This window comes from Sphingomonas sp. CCH9-E2 (assembly GCF_001557215.1).
Classification (GTDB): domain Bacteria; phylum Pseudomonadota; class Alphaproteobacteria; order Sphingomonadales; family Sphingomonadaceae; genus Sphingomonas.
In genome coordinates this window covers 1-16,883 of record NZ_LSJM01000277.1, presented here as the reverse complement: position 1 = coordinate 16,883, position 16,883 = coordinate 1, and the positions used below count along the sequence as shown (strand labels likewise).

The following is a 16,883-nucleotide window of genomic DNA, read 5'->3' as shown; positions in this document are numbered from 1 at the left end:
GGCCTATCCTCGCAGGCCATCGGTCTCGGTGAGATCCCGAGGCCCCACCCCCAACCCCTCCCCTGAAGGGGAGGGGCTTCAGGTAAGAAAACGGCCCGGGAATCGCTTCCCGGGCCGTCGGAGAAAAGGTTCAGGCGGACCTTAGTCCTTCACGTTCCGCCAGATCTGCTTCTTCGCGCCATAGGCGAGGAAGCAGAAGATCACGAGGAAGGCGAGTACCGCGAGACCGGCGGTCTTGCGCGCTTCCATCTTCGGCTCGGCGGTCCAGGTCAGGAACGCCGCGACGTCGGCGGCATAGTTCTTGGCCGTGGCGGCGGTGCCGTCGGAATAGGTCACCTGACCATCCTTGATCGGCGGTGCCATCGCGATGTTGAGCGTGTGGAAATAGGGGTTGTAGTGCAGCCCCTCCGGCGTCTTGGCCTCGGGATACTTCTTGAGCAGTTCCGCAGGCTGGGCCTGGTAGCCGGTCAGCAGCGAGTAGATATAGTTGCTGCCGTCGGGACGCGCCTTGGCCATCAGCGACAGGTCGGGCGGGACTGCGTTGTTGTTCGCGGCGCGCGCGGCGACGTCATTGGCATAGGGCGACGGGAAGCGGTCGGCGGGCATGCCGTCGCGGGTCGCCGGCTCACCCGTTTCCGGGTTGATCGACGGCACCTGGAAGCCCTTGGCGATGGTCTTGATCTGACCTTCGCTATAGCCGAGCGCGGCAAGGTCGCGGAACGAAACCAGACGCAGCGAGTGACAGGCGGCGCACACCTCCTTGTACACCTGCATGCCACGCTGCAGCTGGCGCTTGTCATAGGTGCCGAACATGCCGGTGAAGCTGAAGCCACCTTCCGGCGCATGCGCGTGCTTGTGGAATTCCTGCTCCACCGTCTTGGGCGTGGTCAGCCCGTTCGAGACGGTGTCGAAAATCCCGAGCACCAGGGCAAAGACAAAGCCCAGCCCGACCAAAATTCCGCCGATGCGAACCATTTTCTATGCCCCTCTTATTCGGCAGCTGCGGTCTGGAGCGGCGAGGTGCCACCCTTGCCGGCAAGCACGGCCTCGGTGATCGAGTTCGGCAGCGGGCGCGGACGCTCCATCGCCGAGACGATCGGCAGGATCACCAGGAAATGCAGGAAGTAATAGGCCGTCGCGAACTGACCGATCAGGATCACGCCCGGGGTCGGGGCCGCGCCACCGACATAGCCCAGCACCAGCACGTCGACCAGCAGCACCAGCAGGAACCACTTGTAGGTCGGGCGATAGTTGGCCGAGCGCACCGGCGACGAATCGAGCCAGGGGAGGAAGAACAGCAGCAGGATCGAGCCGAACATCGCCAGCACGCCCCACAGCTTCGCCGACATGATGAAGTCGACGGTGAACGACTTCAGAATGGCGTAGAAGGGCAGGAAGTACCATTCGGGCACGATGTGCGCCGGGGTCGAAAGCGGGTTGGCCGGGATATAATTGTCCGGGTGACCCAGCAGGTTCGGCGCGTAGAAGATCAGCGCACAATAGACCAGCAGCGCCACGCCCACGCCAACGCCATCCTTGGCGGTGTAATAGGGGTGGAACGGGACCGTGTCCTGCTCGTCCTTCACCTCGACGCCCGTCGGGTTGTTCGAACCCGGAATGTGCAGCGCCCAGATGTGCAGGACGACGACGCCGGCGATCACGAACGGCAGCAGATAGTGAAGCGAGAAGAAGCGGTTGAGCGCGGCATTGTCCGGTGCGAAGCCGCCGAGCAGCCACACGCGGATCGGCTCGCCCACCACGGGGATCGCGGAGAAGAAGCCGGTGATGACCTGCGCGCCCCAGAAGCTCATCTGGCCCCAGGGAAGCACATACCCCATGAACGCGGTCGCCATCATCAGCAGGAAGATGACCACGCCGAGCAGCCACACCATCTCGCGCGGCGCCTTGTACGACCCGTACCACAGGCCGCGGGCGATATGGATATACACCACCAGCAGGAACAGCGACGCGCCATTGGCGTGCGCATAGCGGATGAACCAGCCGGCGTTCACGTCGCGCATGATATGCTCGACGCTGTCGAACGCGATGCCGGCATTGGCGGCATAATGCATCGCCAGCACGATGCCGGTGACGATCTGGATCGCGAGGAACATCCCGGCGAGCACGCCGAAGTTCCAGAAATAGTTGAGGTTGCGCGGGACGGGGTAACCGCCACCGATCGCACCATAGACGAAGCGCGGAAGCGGCAGACGATCGTCCACCCACTTCATCAGCGGGCTCTTCGGCTCATACTGCTTTGCCCAGGGAAAGCTCATTTCAAGGTGCCCCCTCAGCCGACCCGAATGACGGTGTCGGAAATGAATGCATATTCCGGAACGACGAGGTTCGTCGGTGCCGGGCCGGACCGGATGCGACCGGCGGTGTCATAGGCCGAGCCGTGGCACGGGCAGAAATAGCCGCCGAACGGACCCTTGTTCTCGCCCTCGCCCGCGCCCAGCGGCACGCAGCCGAGATGGGTGCAGACGCCGAGCGTCACGAGCCAGTTGGCCTTGCCTTCCTTGGTGCGCTCGGCGAGCGTCTGGGGATCGCGCAGCTCGCTGACCGGGGTCGCGTTCGCTTCCTCGATTTCCTTCGGCGTCAGGTTGCGCACGAACAGGGGCTGCTTGCGGAAGGTCGACTTGACCGACTGGCCCGGCTGGATCGCCGAAATGTCGAGTTCGGTGGTCGACAGCGCCAGCACGTCGGCCGACGGGCTCATCTGGCTGACCAGCGGGATCGCCACGACGCCGGCGCCAACGCCAGCGAAAGCGACCGCGCCGATCGCGAGATAGTCGCGGCGGCGAGGATCGGCCGGCGCGTCACCCGCGTCACCCGGAGGAACAGCTTCATCAAGCGTTGCCATGCATCAGCCCTTGCACTTCAAATTTCCGGCGTTTTCACGCCCCTGTCCCGGACAGCGCGGCGCGCGAACGCCACGCTTCACCCCCGGATTGCCCCCGGTGGCTGGCGGGCCTGATAGACGGCGCGAGGCGACTTTGCCAACCGCCTTTTTGACCGGCGCGTGACACGCGAATGTTTCGGCGCCGGGCCGCTCTCCCACCCGGCCGCCCGACGCCAGTATTCTATGGGTGGCCGGGTGGGGGAGCGGGCCGGTGCCGCACACAGCAAGAGCGCCTTGTGACGGGCGTATGCTCTGCACTATCGGGACGCGATGCGTGTTGCCTTGTTTCAACCCTGTATTGCCGGAAATGTCGGTGCGGTCCTGCGCATCGGTGCGTGTTTCGATACGCCGATCGATCTGATCGAACCGATGGGATTCGCATGGGACGACAAGCGCGTGGCGCGCGTCGGCATGGATTATATCGACCATGTCCGCGTTACTCGGCACCGCGACTGGGACGCGTTCCTGGCGACCGTAACCAGCCGGATCGTGCTGTTCACGACCAAGGGCGCCGGGCGCTTCGACGCGGCCGCCTATCGGCCCGACGACATATTGCTGTTCGGATCGGAGGATGCGGGCGTCCCCGACCCTGTGCATGACCGCGCCGACCTGCGCGTGCGCATTCCGATGAAGCCGGCGATGCGCTCCTTGAACCTCTCCGTCTCGGCGGGCATCGCGCTGTCCGAAGCGCTCCGGCAAACCAAAGGCTATCCGCAATGACCGAACTCGACCCCCAGCAGCAGCGCGCCCGCGCGTGGTTCGAGGAGCTGCGCGATTCGATCTGCGCCGAGTTCGAGGCGATCGAGCATGAGGCCGGGTCGGACGCGGCGTTCGATTATATCGCGTGGGACCGCACCGACCCGTCGGGCGAACCCGGCGGTGGCGGCGTGCGCGGGGTGATGAAGGGCAAGGTCTTCGAAAAGGTCGGGGTCAACGTCTCGACCGTCGGCGGCACGTTCGAGGGCGATTTCGCCAAGTCGATCCATGGCGCGGGCGAGGATCCCCGTTTCTTCGCCACCGGAATCAGCCTGGTCGCGCACATGGCCAACCCGCATGTGCCCGCGGTGCATATGAACACGCGGTTCCTGGTCACGACGAAGCGCTGGTTCGGCGGCGGCGCGGATCTGAACCCGCCGATTCCCTATGATGAGGACACGTTGGACTTCCATGCCCGTTTGCAGGCGGCATGTGATGTCCACGATCCGGCGCATTATCCCCGGTTCAAGTCATGGGCCGACGACTATTTCTACATCCCCCACCGCAATGTCCATCGCGGCGTCGGCGGCATCTTCTACGATCATCTGGACAGCGAGGACATGGCGACATGGGAGGCCAATTTCGCCTTTACCCAGGATGTCGGCCGCGCCTTCCTCGACATCTTCCCCGCACTCGTCCGTCGGCGCATGGCCACGCCCTTCACCGACGCCGACAAGGCGCGGCAGCTGGAGTGGCGCGGCCGCTATGCCGAGTTCAACCTGGTCTATGACCGGGGCACGCTGTTCGGCCTCAAGACTGGCGGCAATATCGACGCGATCCTGATGAGCCTGCCGCCGCTCGCCACCTGGAGCTGAGATGGGCCTGCTTCCCGTAAAGCCCGGAGAGGTCGCGACGATCGTCACCAGCCTGGAAATGCGCGAGCGGCCCAAGCCGCGCCCGATGCCCGAATCGCATCTGCGGCTGGTGCCTTGGGAAACGCCGAGCCCGGACAAGTATCGGAAATTGTTCGCGCGGGTCGGATCGCCATGGCTGTGGTTCTCCCGCCTGATCATGGACGATGTGCGGCTGAGCGCGATCATCCATGACCCGCGAATCGCGATTTTTGCGGTGGTCGACCGGCAGGGGATCGAGGTGGGGATGCTCGAACTCGATTACCGCGAGAGCGCGACGTGCGAGCTGTCCTTCGTCGGCCTCGTGCCTGAACTGACCGGCGCGGGGCATGGCCGCTGGCTGATGGCGCATGCGCTGATGCGCGCGTGGCGACCCGATGTGACGCGGGTGTGGGTGCATACCTGCACGCTCGACCACCCCAAGGCTTTGGGCTTTTACCGCGCGTCGGGCTTCGTGCCGTTCCTGCGCGCGATCGAGACCTTTCCTGATCCGCGCATCACCGGGCATCTGCCCCGCGAGGCCGCACCTCACATCCCGTTGATCGACCCGCCCAGCCGGCGATAGAGCGCGATCCGCACCAGCGTGAAGAACACCCAGCTGGCCGTCACGACCAGGGCGATGGGGACCAGGACGAGCAACGCTGCGCTCTGCGATCCCCCGGCCAATGGCGCCGCGATGGCAAGGATGACGACCGCGATCGACAGCATGCTCGCACCGATGAAGAGCGCGAGACCGAGCGCGAAGAAACCGATCTTCCAGCCATTTTTGTCACTCAGCTCGAACCCGCGCACCATCGCCTGCCACGCGCCGCGCGTCGGCTCCGCCGCGAAGGCGACGCCCATCATCCAGGTGCGACCGAACACATAGATCGCCGGGACGATCAGCAGATAGCTTGCGAGCTGGATCGGCACGTTCACGACGATCCCGATCAGGAAGAACGGGATCAGCCGCTGAACGCTCGACAGCAGCACCACGCCGACTGTCTCTCCGCGGCGCAGATACAGGCTGAGCAGCGCGAGGCCGCCAAACTCGGTCAGCGCGATGATCAGACCGAACCAGCCGATGTTCGCCAGCAGAAAGGCGTTGAGCACTTCACGCGTTTGCGCGGGATCATCGCCCTTCGGCAGCTGCACCCCGCTGGTCGTCGCGAGGATGAACATGCCCAGGAGCGGCAGGAACAGAAACACCCCCGCGATCGGCCACATCAGCTCGCGATCGGTCCGCCACAACGTCACGGCATCCGCCAGAACGCCGCGAAATGAAAAGGTCATGCGCCCGCAGCCGCCTCATGCCGCGCGATCAGCGCGATGTAGAGCTTGGCCAGAAATGCCGTGCCCAGGACAGTGAAGCCGGTCGAGATCGCTCCTCCGACGATGGTCGTCAGCACCGAGGCGAGCGAGATGCCATCTTCGCCGTTCCCGGCGACCAGATACATGACCGCGCCGAACGCCGTGGTCGCGGCAAGATTGGCGACGATCGAGACAATCGCGTAGAGGATCAGCACGCCGACGATCTTGAGCGCGACACCGCGCGTCAGCCGCCACGAGCGCGCGATCGCGCCGATCGCCAGCCGGTCGCCCACAACAGACGGGATGACCACCGCGAGCCGCGCCATCACCCAGAAGGCGAGGACCAGTATGATCAGGAAATAGAGAAATACCCAGATGGCGACGCTGGGCGGGATATCCGGCATCGCGCTACCCTGCAGCGAAGCAAGATCGACTCCCCCGACCGCAAGCAAGACGCCGACCGGGATCGCCAGCGCGAGCATGACGACGACCAGCAGGATCATCAGCAGCAGCGCGGCGGGAAAGCGGCGGGTGGCCACCTGGCTCGCCTGACGGCCCAGCGCCGGATCGATCGCCAGCGCGGTCACCGCCAGCTGCCCCCAGAAGCTGACCAAGGCGAGGACGAACACGCCCAGTCCGAGCAACATCGCGGTCGTCGGGGCCGCAGTCGGCTGAAGTCCGCTGAGATTGGACGAAATCGTGGTCGGGACGAAGATCGCCAGCAGCGCGATCGGCAGCAATGTGCCGAGATTGTCGCTCAGAAACTCCGCGGTCCGATCCCAGACGGTACCCATACTGACCATATGCATTGCTCCCCTCACGCGCAGCGTTAGCCGATCCTTCCGCATCACGCCACATGCTTGCGCCGGCGCGCGCGGCATCGCATCTGGCGGGGATGGAACTGATCGAAGGCATCGAATGGCGCGTCTCCGAAGCGCGCGTCCCCTACCCGCAGGCGCTGGCGGAGATGGAGGCGCGGGTCGCCGCGATTCAGGCGGGCGAAGCGCGCGAGCAGATCTGGCTGCTGGAACACCCGCCGGTCTACACCGCCGGCACCAGCGCCGATCCGGCCGAGCTGATCGACCCGCGCTTTCCGGTCTTCGCCACCGGGCGTGGCGGGCGCTACACCTATCACGGCCCGGGCCAGCGGATCGGCTATGCGATGCTGGACCTGTCGCGGCGGAACAAGGATGTGCGCTGTTACGTCCATGCGGTCGAAGGCTGGGTGATCGCGGCGCTGGGGGAGCTTGGCATCAACGCGTTTCGCGCGGAGGGGCGGATCGGCATCTGGACGCGCGATGGCGGGAGCGAGGCCAAGATCGGTGCGATCGGCGTGCGCGTGCGGCGCTGGGTCACGATGCATGGCTTTGCCGTGAACCTCGACCCCGATCTGGCCGATTTCGGCGGCATCGTGCCGTGCGGCCTGCCCGAATTTCCGGTGACCAGCGCCGCGCAGCTGGGAAAATCGATCACGCCTGAAACTTTCGATGCCGCCCTTGCGTTAGCGTTCCCGGCCTTTCTCAATTCCGTGGGTGGGGCGTGCGCGCGCGCCTGATGGCGGGGCTTGAGGGCGCGTCGCGAAGCGTTTAATGTCTATCTCGGTCAGGGGATTAAGCGGTGTTCCGCCCCCCACCATCATCTAGGGAGCCAAATCTTATGCGTGCAGTTTTCACCAAGGCCGTTGCCGGTTCGATGATCGCCAGCGCCGCGCTGCTGCTGTCGGCATGCGGTGGTACGACTGAAACCACCGCCGACAACACGACGGTCATGGACGTCAACGCCACCGATCCGGTTCTGGACGGCACCACCAGCGACAACATGACCATGGTCGACGGTGCCACCGGCAACGACACCGGCATGGCTGGCGACACCATGGCTGCCAACGACACCATGGGCAACGGCATGTAATCTGCCGCCCACGGCAATCATGTGATCAGGGGTCGCCCGGCATCCGGGCGGCCCTTTTTCATGCAGATCGGCGCACAGCGTGCCACCTGTCCCACGGTGGAGCGCGGCCCCTTGCACAACCGCAACAAAGCGGTGCCAAAAACCACTTGGGCGCGGCACGAAAACTCCGTAACCCAGCGGCGGATCAGGGTTCGAGAGGGTTGGTTGATGTTCGGTGCGCGTCTGATGTTCTCGGCAGGCCTGGGTGTGGCGGTGTTGGCGGCAACGCCGGCCTCTGCGCAATTCTACTTCAAGTCCCCCGAGGTCGCCGCACCGCGGATCACCGGGTCCGAGCCCGGGATGCTGGCGCAGCCGCTGCCGGGTGCAACCCCGGCGGAACTGCGTGCGGCGATGGTGTGGAATTTGCGCGCAGCGCTCAACGTTGCCGCGCTGCAATGCCAGTTCGGTCCGACGCTCCTGACGCTGCCCAACTACAACGCGATCCTGCGCGACCATAAGGTCGAGCTGAACGATTCCTACGCCGTGCTCACCAAATATTTCATGCGCAGCAACAAGACGCCCAAGGCCGGTCAGACCGCGCTCGATCAATATGGCACGCGGGTCTATTCCAGCTATTCGGCGGTGCATGCGCAGCTGACCTTCTGCCAGACGGCCGACGCAGTCGCCAACGCCGCGCTGTTCACCCCGCGTGGCAAGTTCGGTGAGCTGGCGGCGGAGGGGATCCCGATGATCCGCAACAGCCTGACCCGCTGGGGTGAACAGCAATTCCCGATGCGCATGCCGATCGACGCGCAGATCACCTATCCCGAGTTCGGGAACGAGGATTGCTGGGACAAGGGCGGTTATTTCCCCGCGCGCTGCGCACCGGGCGCCAAGAAGAAAAAGCGGCGCTGAAGACCGGCGTTCAGCGCAGCCCCAGCGTCTTGTGCGCTTGCAGGGTCAAGCGCCAGCGCGGGTTATCGAGCGCGAAATCGACCGCCGCCTGGACATTGGCGGCGGCACTGGCATCGTCCATCGGCTGAACCAGGAAATGGGCGAAGTCCCATTGCTCGAGTTCCGCCACATCGGTGCCCGCCTGCGGCCAGACCAGTTTCAATTCGTCGCCGTGGCGCTGCACCACGTCGCTCCCCGCCTTGGGGCTGATGCACACCCAGTCGATGCCCGGATGCACGGGCAACGTGCCATTGCTCTCGATCGCAATGCGGAAGCCGCGCGCGTGCAGCGCATCGATCAGCGCATCGTCGACCTGCAGCATCGGCTCGCCCCCGGTCAGCACGACGAAGCGGCGCTCCTGCCCCGCGCCCCAAAAGCCGGCGACCGCGTCCGCCAGCGCATCGGCATCGGCGAACTTGCCGCCACCCAGCCCGTCGGTGCCGACAAATTGGGTGTCGCAGAATTTGCAGATCGCGGTAGCGCGGTCCTGCTCGCGCCCCGACCAGAGATTGCACCCGGCGAAGCGGACGAACACCGCGCGCGCGCCGGCATTCACCCCCTCCCCCTGCAGGGTCAGGAACATTTCCTTGACCGCATAGCTCATGCCGCGCGCCTCAGGCCGTTGCTGCATAGCGGGTCGGATCGGGCACGCCCGCATCTTCAAACCCCTTGGCGCGCAGGCGACAGCTGTCGCAGCGCCCGCAATGCACGCCGCCGGGTGCCGGGTCGTAGCACGACCAGCTGAGCCCCAGATCGAGCCCCAGTTCGGTGCCCTTACGCACAATGTCCGCCTTGGTCATCGACACCAGCGGCGCGCGGATGCGAAACGGATGGCCCTCCACCCCCGCCTTGGTGGCGAGCTCGGCCAGCTTTTCGAAGCCCTCGATGAACTCCGGACGGCAATCGGGATAGCCCGAATAATCCAGCGCGTTGACGCCGAGATACAGGTCCCGTGCACCCATCGCCTCGGCCCAACCGAGCGCCAGGCTGAGGAAGATGGTATTGCGTGCGGGGACATAGGTAACCGGGATGTCGTCGCCGACGCCGTCCTTTGGCACCGCGATATCCGCGGTCAGCGCCGACCCGCCGAACAGCGACAGGTCGAGCGGGAGGACGATATGCCGCTCTGCACCCAGATTGGCCGCAATCCGGCGCGCGGCGGCCAGCTCGACATGATGGCGTTGATTATAGTCGATCGACAGTGCGAGCAGGCGATGCCCGTCGGCGCGCGCGCACGCAGCGGAAACATAGGAATCGAGTCCGCCCGAGACGAGGGCGACGGCATAGCTGGCTTCGGTCATCTGCGCTGCGCTACCCCCTTTGCCGCGGTGCGGCAAGAAAGCGCGCTGTCGTGCTCAATGGCAAGGGCCGGTCCGACGCCCTTCATATTCGAACGCGAAGGGCAGCCCGCGGCTGACGCCCTGGCTCTCCACACGGATCAGGCGCGGCGTTTCGATCACCACACGGGTGGCGCCATTGCCGATGCCGGGGCAACTATAGGTAACGCGCCCACCCTGCGATCCGTCCTCGACCACGAAGCGGGTGCAGGCCATGCCGCGATGCTGAAGCTGGAGCATGACTTGCGGGTCGGTAATGCAGATGCTGCGCGTCGACCCATCGGCCGCGCGCAACGTCCACTCACCGCGCTCGATACCGGCGAGCGCAGTCAGGCCGTCAGCGCGACCGGCACTCCCCGCCGCGAGCGGAATCGACAGCGCGACCAAAGTCGCAAGGGCGCGAAGCATTTTCATTCTGCCGCTCCTGTAGCACGATTCGTCTTTCAGTACGCTGACAGATTCGGTCAGGCAAAGCTGTCGAGCGCGATCGGAAACTTCTTTGCGCAGAAGGCGCAGTCCACGGTGATGAAGCCATTCTCGGCCATTTCCACGCGGTCTTCGGCCGAAAACTTTGCCAGCACCGACCCGATATAGTCGGGATCGCACCGGCACCCGCGGACCAGATCGCCGCCCGACTGGACGCGCACTTCATCCTCGTTGAACAGCCGCCAGAGCAGCGTCTCGAGCGGGGTCGCGGGGTCGGCCAGCTCCGCGGCGCTGATCGTGCCGCCCAGCGCTTCGACATGCTCCCATTCCGGGTGCGTTTCGCGCGCGTGCAGGCGTTCGCCGCCCTCCTCGCCTTCGGGCAGGTGCTGGAGGAACAGCCCGCCGCCGATGCAATTGCCCGCCGCGTCATGGCCGACACCGAGCCGGACCAGAGTGGGAATCTGCTCCGACTGGTCGAAATAATTCTCCGCCGCTTCGGCCAGCGACCCGCCGTCGAGCGGGACGATGCCCTGATAGCGCTCGCCGGTGGTCGCCTGGTCGAAGGTCATCGCCAGATAGCCCTGGTTGAACAGCGCATAGAGCGACGGACTGCTGCCAAGTTCGGCCAGCCGGTCGACATCATATTGGACATAGCCGCGCAGTTCGCCGCCCTTGTAGTCGCACACCAGCAGACTGACGATGCCGCCCTGCGCCTGCGCCTGCAGCGTCAGCTGCCCGCCCGCATCCTTGAGGGTCGAGCCGAGCAGGGCGGTAAGCGTCAGCGCCTCGGCCAGCAGCCGTTCGATCGGCGCGGGATAGGCGTGCGCGGCAAGGATCTCGCCCAGCACTGGGCCGAGCCGCGCGATCCGCCCGCGCGCATGGCGCTGGGGAATCGTGAAGTTGAGCGTGCGGTCGAGGTCGGTCGGGGCGGTCATGGCAATCATCCGTTCGGCCCCAGACCTGATCCGGGGCTGTCGAAGCCCATTCCCCGACCTGTCCTAATGGGCGGCGGGAAGCTGCCCTTCGACAAGCTCAGGGCAAACGGGTTTCAGGGTGAGGGCGTGAGATAGGATGGCAGATCGGTTGGTTCAACTCACCCGATCGGGCCGCCAATCTGCCCGAAGCACCAGCGCAGCACGGCCTTTTGTCCGTGCAGGCGGTTTTCCGCCTCCGGCCAGATCAGCGATTGCGGGCCGTCGATCACCTCCGGCGTCACTTCCTCGCCGCGATGCGCGGGGAGGCAGTGGAGGAATTTCGCGTCGGGCTTGGCCTTGGCCATCAGCGCGGCATCGACCTGATAAGGTGCGAGCGCAGCGAGCTTCGCCTCGGCATGCAGCTGGCCCATCGATATCCAGGTGTCGGTGACGATGATGTCCGCCCCGGCTACCGCTTCTGCGGGATCGTTGACGCAGGTCGCTCGCCCCTTGCCGAGCGCCATCGCGGCTTCCGGGAGCGAGAAGCTCTGCGGACAGGCGGCGACGACGTCAAACTGCATCAGCCCCGCCGCCTCGACGATCGAGGCGAGGACATTGTTGCCATCGCCGAGCCACGCGACCTTGAGGCCAGGCAGCGCCTTGCCGCTCTCCAGGATGGTCTGGAGGTCGGCGACGATCTGGCACGGATGGCTGTCGTCGGTCAGGCCGTTGATCACCGGGACGGTGGCAAATTCAGCCATTTCGAGCAGCTTGGCATGGTCGTCGGTGCGCACCATGATCGCGTCGCAATAGCCCGACAGGACTCGCGCCGTGTCCGCGACGGTCTCGCCGCGCCCAAGCTGCGTCGTCGCGGCGTCGAGGATTACTGAGTTCCCGCCCAACTGGCGGATCGCCATTTCGAAGCTGACGCGGGTGCGGGTGGAGTTCTTTTCGAACACCATCGCCAGAGTATGCCCAGCGAGCGGCGCGTCACGATCGACCGCGCCCTTGGGCAGGCCAGCGCGCGCCGCCTTGCGGTCGATCGCCTCGGCCAGGATCGCCGCAAGGCCATCGGGACCGGCGTCACTGAGCGACAGGAAATTGCGGTAGGTCATTGATACGTCCCCCTACGGCCAGGGTTGCGTCCCCCAGCGCGCCGGGGGAGCAAGTGGCTATGCCGCCTCCGGCATCGTGTAGCTGCGCGCGCCCGCGCTCAGCTTTTCGACCGCTTCGGCGACATGGCTTTCATCGATGATCAGCGGCGGCAGGACGCGGAACACATTCTCGCCCGCCGCGACGGTGAGCAGCCCGTGATGGTCGCGCAGATGCGCCACGAAGTCGCGCGCCACCGCCGGCTCCTTCAGCTTGATCCCGAGCATCAGGCCCTTGCCGCGGATCTCGTCGAACAGATGATCGTGGTTGGGGATCATCTGCTCGAACGCCGCGCGCAGCCGATCGCCCATCGCGGTGACATGCTCGAGGAAACCGGGTTCCTCCATCACGTCGAGCACCGCCATGCCCGCCGCCATGGCCAGCGGGTTGCCGCCATAGGTCGAGCCATGGGTGCCGAACACCATGCCCTTGGCTGCTTCCTCGGTCGCGAGGCACGCGCCGAGCGGGAATCCGTTTCCGATCCCCTTGGCGGAGGTCAGGATGTCGGGGGTGATGCCGTAATGCTCATACGCCCACATCTTGCCGGTGCGGCCATAGCCGCACTGGATTTCGTCGAGGATCAGCAACAGGCCGTGTTCGTCGCATGCCTTGCGCAGGCCCTGAATGAACTCGGGCTTGCCCGCTGTCATCCCGCCTTCGCCCTGCACGGTTTCGACCATGAAGCCGGCGGTGGTGTCGTCGATCAGCGCGAGCGCGGCGTCGAGGTCGTTGAACGGCGCGTAATCGAAGCCCGGCAGCAACGGTTCGAACCCGTCGCGCATCTTGGCCTGATTGGTCGCGCTGATCGCGCCCATCGTGCGCCCGTGAAAGGCGTTGTGGAAGGTGATGATCTTGGTCCGCTGCGGGTTGCCGTTGACATAGTGATAGCGGCGCGCGGTCTTGATCGCGCACTCGATCGCCTCGGCACCCGAATTGGTGAAGAACAAGGTGTCGGCAAAGCTCGTAGCGACGATGCGTGCAGCCAGCGCCTCACCCTGTGGCGAGCCATAGAGGTTGGACACGTGCATCAGCGTCGCGACCTGATCCTGCACCTTCTTGATGAAGTCGGGATGGCTGTGGCCCAGCGCATTGACCGCGATCCCGGCCGCGAAATCGAGATAGCGCTCGCCGCGCTCGCCGATCAGGTAACAGCCTTCGCCTCGCACCGGACGCACACCGCACCGCGGGTAAACGGGCATGAGCGGGGTGATCGACACGGGCAGCCTCCTTCACAACAGAAAAGGGCGGCCCAATCGCGAACCGCCCGTTGGCGGACCCTAGGACCGGGGTCGCCCCATCGTCAATAAGGCGCGGTGACGCACCCGTATTAAACGCGGGATGACTTTATCCCGTTGCGCCTCTAGCGTCACCCGCTTGAGCGGCCTCTTTCGCGCGTTCCGGTTGAGGAGAAGGTTGTGGCACATCCGCCAGCGACGTCGCCGCCTAAGGACGGGTCGCTGAGATTTGCGCGCTGGATTGCGGTCCTCGCGGCGGTCATGCCAGCGCTCGTGCTGATCGGATGGATCGTACACAGCCCGTTGCTGCGGGGGCTGGGCGACACGCGCAGCGCGATCCATCCATTGACCGCCGCCACCTTCCTGTCGCTCGCATCCGGCGCGCTGCTGTTCATGGCAGGACGCCCGCGACCTGCCGTCCTCCTCTATCGCGGGGTGATGGGGATCATCGCCCTGCTGTTGCTGCATCACATTCTTGGTATTCTCGCTGGGCCGCTCGATAGCCTGGTTGGGGCCAGCGGCCTGTCATGGCTGCATGGCCGCCGTGCGACCCCGCTCGGGCCGCTGTCGGTGCTGTTGCTGCTCAATCTGGCGCTGCTCGCGCAGGCATCGGGAGAGCGTTGGCAGGATTGGGGTGCGCCGCTGGCCAGCGCGGCGCTGGCGGCACTGCTGCTGGTGCTGACCTTCACCGTCAGCGATACCGAAGCGAACGCCCGGTTCGTCGGCGTGTCCACCACCGCCGGCATCCCGGTGTTCCTGCTGGCGGTCGCGACCGTGCTCAGCACCGGCACCGGCGGTGCGCAGGATCGCTTCGCCAACTCGCCGTGGAAAATCCTGCAGCGCATCCACCCGATCCTCATTGTCAGCGCGATCCTGCCGGTGCTCGCGCTGGTCGGGTTCCGCAACGTGGTGCCGCTGACCAATGCCGAGTTTCACTATGCCATGGCCATGTCCAACCTGCTGGCGATGGCCGTGCTGGTTGCGCATGTCATCAATCGCGCGGATCGGCAGAACCGCGCCCTTGCCGCTGGCGAAGCGCGCCTGGGATCGATCCTGGAAACCGCGCCCGATGCGCTGATCGTCACCAACGACCAGCTGGTCATCCGCACCTATAGCCGCTCTGCGCCCTTGCTCTGGGGGCTGAACGCAGCCGAGTTGCACGGGCGATCGCTCAACACGTTGTTCGACGGCCCGGTCACCCTGCCCGACATGACCGGGAGCAATACCGGCGCGACCACATCCCATTTCATTACCGGCACCCGCGCGGACGGTGTCCAGTTTCCGGCCGAGCTGCGTCTGGGCATTGCCGAGCAGGAGGGCGAGCGGGTCTGCGTCGCGTTCGTGCGCGACCTGACCGAGCGGATGGCGATGGAGGATCAGCTCAACGGCCTGAACTTCCAGCTGATGCATCTGTCGCGACAGAATGCGATGGGCGAACTGGCGGGCGATATCGCGCATGAGATCAATCAACCGCTGACCGCCGCGACCAACTATGTCTCCACCGCTGTCTATGTGCTCGAACAGCGCAACGACGTCGAAAAGGCGCGGGACTATATGATGGAGATCAGCGCCCAGCTGCTCCGCGCAGGCGGGATCATCAGCCGGCTGCGGGCATTTCTGGCGAACCGCGAGATCGAGCTGCGGCGCGAGTCGCTGGAGGTCGTGGTTCAGGACGCGGTCAATCTGGTGCTGATCGGATCGCGCCGCGTGGGCGGGCGGCTGCATGTCGAAATCCCGCGCGACATCCCGCCAGTCTATGTCGACCGGATTCAGATCCAGCAGGTGCTGGTCAATCTGCTGCGCAATTCGTTCGAGGCGTGCGACGCGGTGGAGCGCGAGACGCGGATCGAGATCGTGGCGCGGCAGGCGGGCGACCATCTCGTCGAAATTCAGGTCACCGATAACGGCACCGGCTTGCCCGAAGGATTTGCCCAGCGACTGGGGCAGCGCTTCTCATCGACCAAGGGCGAATCCGGACTGGGTATCGGACTCAATATTTCCAAGCGGATCGTCGAAGCGCATGGCGGCACGCTGGTCGCTGAAGACCGCGTTCCGCATGGCGCGGCGTTCCGGTTCACCGTGCCCGCGCTGAGCGATGCGCCTCTACCCTAGCTTTTGATCTTCCAGCCCGAACGCAGCAGCGCGTAGCAGGCGAGCGCCAGCACGATATCGAGCAGCAGGATCGCCGCGCTGCCGAGCAGGATCGGCGAGTCCGCGACGCCAAGGAAGCCGTAGCGGAAGCCCGAGATGATGTAGAAGAACGGGTTCGCGTGGCTGATCGCCTGAAACAGCGGGGACAGGCGATCGACCGAGTAAAAGGTGCCCGACAGCAGCGCGAGCGGCGCGACCACGAAGTTGGTCACGGCTGCGGCGTGATCGAACTTCTCCGCCCAGATCGAGGTCAGGACGCCCATCAGCGCCAGGAACAGCGATCCGAGGAAACCGAACCACAGGATCGCCCAGAGATGCGCCGGGGTGACATGGACACCCGGCCACAGCGCCATCGCCAGCCACACCGCCCCCCCGACGCAAAAGGCGCGCGTGACCGCGCCGCCGCACAGCGCCGCCAGCAGCTCTCCGGTCGAGAGCGGCGGCATCAGATAATCGACGATCGTCCCCTGAATCTTCCCGACCAGCAGCGAGAAGCTGGAATTGGCGAAAGCGTTCTGGAGCATGCCCATCACGATCAGGCCCGGCGCGATGAAGTTCGCGAACGGGACGGCGACGCCGTCGAGCGTCACGACTCGTCCGCCACCGCCCAAAGCGACGGTAAAAACCACCAGAAACAGCAGCGTCGTCACTGCCGGCGCCCACACCGTCTGGAGCTGCACCTTGAAGAAACGGCGCACCTCCTTCACATAGAGGGTCCACAGCCCGCCCCAATTCACGTTACGGATGATCGGAACGCCGGGGCCGGCGATCATGCTTTCGGGCGGCGGGGACTGGTCGGTCATGCAAAGGCCGGTTAATCGCTGCGGCCACACCCGGCAACGGGATTGATTCTTTAGGGACGACAAATGAGCTGGACCGACGAACGGATCGAGACGCTGCGCAAGATGTGGGACAGCGGCCTGACCGCGACACAGATTGCCGAAGAACTGGGCGGAGTGAGCCGCAATGCCGTGATCGGCAAGGCGCATCGCTTGGGTCTCGCCTCGCGTCCGTCGCCGGTCAAGGCC

Annotated in this window: 20 protein-coding genes; 8 read left to right on the top strand and 12 right to left on the bottom strand. The window is 65.4% G+C overall.

The genetic code is table 11. The features are described 5' to 3' along the window. Positions 1-141: 141 nt before the first annotated feature. From AX681_RS12805 to petA, 3 genes are read right to left on the bottom strand one after another with little or no spacing between them, the layout of a single operon-like run. Complete coding sequence (locus tag AX681_RS12805; RefSeq protein ID WP_066682385.1) at positions 142-975, bottom strand: cytochrome c1; 834 nt, start codon at positions 973-975, stop codon at positions 142-144. 14 nt (positions 976-989) lie between these two features. Next, positions 990-2,276, bottom strand: coding sequence for a cytochrome b (locus AX681_RS12800; protein ID WP_066662950.1), 1,287 nt, complete (start codon positions 2,274-2,276; stop codon positions 990-992). Positions 2,277-2,290: 14 nt separating this feature from the next. Beyond that, positions 2,291-2,863 (bottom strand): ubiquinol-cytochrome c reductase iron-sulfur subunit, encoded by a 573-nt coding sequence (gene petA / locus AX681_RS12795; RefSeq protein ID WP_066662954.1) that lies wholly within the window; start codon positions 2,861-2,863, stop codon positions 2,291-2,293. Between the two features lie 309 nt (positions 2,864-3,172). Between petA and AX681_RS12790 the strand changes: the two genes are divergently transcribed. The 3 genes from AX681_RS12790 to AX681_RS12780 are packed head-to-tail and all read left to right on the top strand — an operon-like array spanning position 3,173 to position 5,074. After that, positions 3,173-3,622, top strand: coding sequence for a tRNA (cytidine(34)-2'-O)-methyltransferase (locus AX681_RS12790; RefSeq protein WP_066662956.1), 450 nt, complete (start codon positions 3,173-3,175; stop codon positions 3,620-3,622). Further along, the gene (gene hemF / locus AX681_RS12785; protein WP_066662958.1) at positions 3,619-4,473 is read left to right on the top strand and encodes an oxygen-dependent coproporphyrinogen oxidase; all 855 of its coding nucleotides are present in this window, start codon (positions 3,619-3,621) and stop codon (positions 4,471-4,473) included. The genes AX681_RS12790 and hemF overlap by 4 nt, the downstream gene beginning before the upstream one ends. Position 4,474: 1 nt before the next feature. After that, positions 4,475-5,074, top strand: a complete 600-nt coding sequence (locus AX681_RS12780) for a GNAT family N-acetyltransferase (protein ID WP_066662960.1) — start codon at positions 4,475-4,477, stop codon at positions 5,072-5,074. Here the strand turns inward: AX681_RS12780 and AX681_RS12775 are convergent. Together AX681_RS12775 and AX681_RS12770 are read right to left on the bottom strand one after the other, a co-directional pair. Continuing rightward, a complete protein-coding gene (locus AX681_RS12775) occupies positions 5,038-5,781 on the bottom strand; it encodes a hypothetical protein (RefSeq protein ID WP_066662962.1) in 744 nt (247 codons plus the stop codon). The two genes, AX681_RS12780 and AX681_RS12775, sit on opposite strands and share 37 nt — an antisense overlap. After that, complete coding sequence (locus AX681_RS12770) at positions 5,778-6,602, bottom strand: hypothetical protein (protein WP_156442865.1); 825 nt, start codon at positions 6,600-6,602, stop codon at positions 5,778-5,780. The genes AX681_RS12775 and AX681_RS12770 overlap by 4 nt, the downstream gene beginning before the upstream one ends. A 53-nt stretch (positions 6,603-6,655) precedes the next feature. On the opposite strand from AX681_RS12770, the gene lipB reads away from it, so the two are divergent. The 3 genes from lipB to AX681_RS12755 all read left to right on the top strand — a co-directional run bounded on the left by lipB (position 6,656) and on the right by AX681_RS12755 (position 8,601). Then, positions 6,656-7,354: a lipoyl(octanoyl) transferase LipB gene (lipB, locus tag AX681_RS12765; RefSeq protein WP_443026346.1), complete on the top strand. Its 699-nt coding sequence runs from the start codon at positions 6,656-6,658 to the stop codon at positions 7,352-7,354. A 101-nt stretch (positions 7,355-7,455) separates the two neighbouring features. Next, positions 7,456-7,707 (top strand): hypothetical protein, encoded by a 252-nt coding sequence (locus tag AX681_RS12760; protein ID WP_066661623.1) that lies wholly within the window; start codon positions 7,456-7,458, stop codon positions 7,705-7,707. Positions 7,708-7,914: 207 nt separating this feature from the next. Beyond that, entirely contained in the window at positions 7,915-8,601 is a 687-nt protein-coding gene (locus tag AX681_RS12755; protein WP_066661625.1) for a hypothetical protein, read from the top strand. A 10-nt stretch (positions 8,602-8,611) separates the two neighbouring features. Here the strand turns inward: AX681_RS12755 and queE are convergent, their stop codons facing one another. The 6 genes from queE to AX681_RS12725 all read right to left on the bottom strand — a co-directional run bounded on the left by queE (position 8,612) and on the right by AX681_RS12725 (position 13,686). Next, entirely contained in the window at positions 8,612-9,244 is a 633-nt protein-coding gene (gene queE / locus AX681_RS12750; RefSeq protein WP_066661668.1) for a 7-carboxy-7-deazaguanine synthase, read from the bottom strand. Between the two features lie 10 nt (positions 9,245-9,254). Further along, positions 9,255-9,941 (bottom strand): 7-cyano-7-deazaguanine synthase QueC, encoded by a 687-nt coding sequence (gene queC, locus AX681_RS12745; RefSeq protein WP_066661633.1) that lies wholly within the window; start codon positions 9,939-9,941, stop codon positions 9,255-9,257. Between the two features lie 54 nt (positions 9,942-9,995). Next, positions 9,996-10,391 (bottom strand): DUF3617 domain-containing protein, encoded by a 396-nt coding sequence (locus tag AX681_RS12740; RefSeq protein WP_066661636.1) that lies wholly within the window; start codon positions 10,389-10,391, stop codon positions 9,996-9,998. A 50-nt stretch (positions 10,392-10,441) separates the two neighbouring features. Further along, a complete protein-coding gene (locus tag AX681_RS12735; protein WP_066661670.1) occupies positions 10,442-11,338 on the bottom strand; it encodes an Hsp33 family molecular chaperone HslO in 897 nt (298 codons plus the stop codon). A 158-nt stretch (positions 11,339-11,496) separates the two neighbouring features. Beyond that, positions 11,497-12,432 (bottom strand): ornithine carbamoyltransferase, encoded by a 936-nt coding sequence (gene argF / locus AX681_RS12730; protein WP_066661639.1) that lies wholly within the window; start codon positions 12,430-12,432, stop codon positions 11,497-11,499. A gap of 57 nt (positions 12,433-12,489) precedes the next feature. Then, positions 12,490-13,686 (bottom strand): aspartate aminotransferase family protein, encoded by a 1,197-nt coding sequence (locus tag AX681_RS12725; protein WP_066661649.1) that lies wholly within the window; start codon positions 13,684-13,686, stop codon positions 12,490-12,492. 198 nt (positions 13,687-13,884) lie between these two features. On the opposite strand from AX681_RS12725, the gene AX681_RS12720 reads away from it, so the two are divergent. Continuing rightward, the gene (locus AX681_RS12720) at positions 13,885-15,816 is read left to right on the top strand and encodes a sensor histidine kinase (protein ID WP_156442810.1); all 1,932 of its coding nucleotides are present in this window, start codon (positions 13,885-13,887) and stop codon (positions 15,814-15,816) included. On the opposite strand, the gene AX681_RS12715 is transcribed toward AX681_RS12720, so the two are convergent. Continuing rightward, entirely contained in the window at positions 15,813-16,658 is an 846-nt protein-coding gene (locus tag AX681_RS12715; protein ID WP_066661659.1) for an ABC transporter permease, read from the bottom strand. The two genes, AX681_RS12720 and AX681_RS12715, sit on opposite strands and share 4 nt — an antisense overlap. 63 nt (positions 16,659-16,721) lie before the next feature. Between AX681_RS12715 and AX681_RS12710 the strand changes: the two genes are divergently transcribed. Next, positions 16,722-16,883, top strand: a 162-nt coding sequence (locus AX681_RS12710; protein ID WP_331710014.1) for a GcrA family cell cycle regulator, incomplete at its 3' end; no start/stop codon positions are given.

Excerpts from the sequence above, each read along its gene's own strand:
- AX681_RS12805 (WP_066682385.1), bottom strand. The coding sequence starts at position 975 with ATGGTTCGCATCGGCGGAATTTTGGTCGGGCTGGGCTTTGTCTTTGCC.
- AX681_RS12800 (WP_066662950.1), bottom strand. The coding sequence starts at position 2,276 with ATGAGCTTTCCCTGGGCAAAGCAGTATGAGCCGAAGAGCCCGCTGATG.
- petA (WP_066662954.1), bottom strand. The coding sequence starts at position 2,863 with ATGGCAACGCTTGATGAAGCTGTTCCTCCGGGTGACGCGGGTGACGCG.
- AX681_RS12790 (WP_066662956.1), top strand. The coding sequence starts at position 3,173 with ATGCGTGTTGCCTTGTTTCAACCCTGTATTGCCGGAAATGTCGGTGCG.
- hemF (WP_066662958.1), top strand. The coding sequence starts at position 3,619 with ATGACCGAACTCGACCCCCAGCAGCAGCGCGCCCGCGCGTGGTTCGAG.
- AX681_RS12780 (WP_066662960.1), top strand. The coding sequence starts at position 4,475 with ATGGGCCTGCTTCCCGTAAAGCCCGGAGAGGTCGCGACGATCGTCACC.
- AX681_RS12775 (WP_066662962.1), bottom strand. The coding sequence starts at position 5,781 with ATGACCTTTTCATTTCGCGGCGTTCTGGCGGATGCCGTGACGTTGTGG.
- AX681_RS12770 (WP_156442865.1), bottom strand. The coding sequence starts at position 6,602 with ATGGTCAGTATGGGTACCGTCTGGGATCGGACCGCGGAGTTTCTGAGC.
- lipB (WP_443026346.1), top strand. The coding sequence starts at position 6,656 with ATGCTTGCGCCGGCGCGCGCGGCATCGCATCTGGCGGGGATGGAACTG.
- AX681_RS12760 (WP_066661623.1), top strand. The coding sequence starts at position 7,456 with ATGCGTGCAGTTTTCACCAAGGCCGTTGCCGGTTCGATGATCGCCAGC.
- AX681_RS12755 (WP_066661625.1), top strand. The coding sequence starts at position 7,915 with ATGTTCGGTGCGCGTCTGATGTTCTCGGCAGGCCTGGGTGTGGCGGTG.
- queE (WP_066661668.1), bottom strand. The coding sequence starts at position 9,244 with ATGAGCTATGCGGTCAAGGAAATGTTCCTGACCCTGCAGGGGGAGGGG.
- queC (WP_066661633.1), bottom strand. The coding sequence starts at position 9,941 with ATGACCGAAGCCAGCTATGCCGTCGCCCTCGTCTCGGGCGGACTCGAT.
- AX681_RS12740 (WP_066661636.1), bottom strand. The coding sequence starts at position 10,391 with ATGAAAATGCTTCGCGCCCTTGCGACTTTGGTCGCGCTGTCGATTCCG.
- AX681_RS12735 (WP_066661670.1), bottom strand. The coding sequence starts at position 11,338 with ATGACCGCCCCGACCGACCTCGACCGCACGCTCAACTTCACGATTCCC.
- argF (WP_066661639.1), bottom strand. The coding sequence starts at position 12,432 with ATGACCTACCGCAATTTCCTGTCGCTCAGTGACGCCGGTCCCGATGGC.
- AX681_RS12715 (WP_066661659.1), bottom strand. The coding sequence starts at position 16,658 with ATGACCGACCAGTCCCCGCCGCCCGAAAGCATGATCGCCGGCCCCGGC.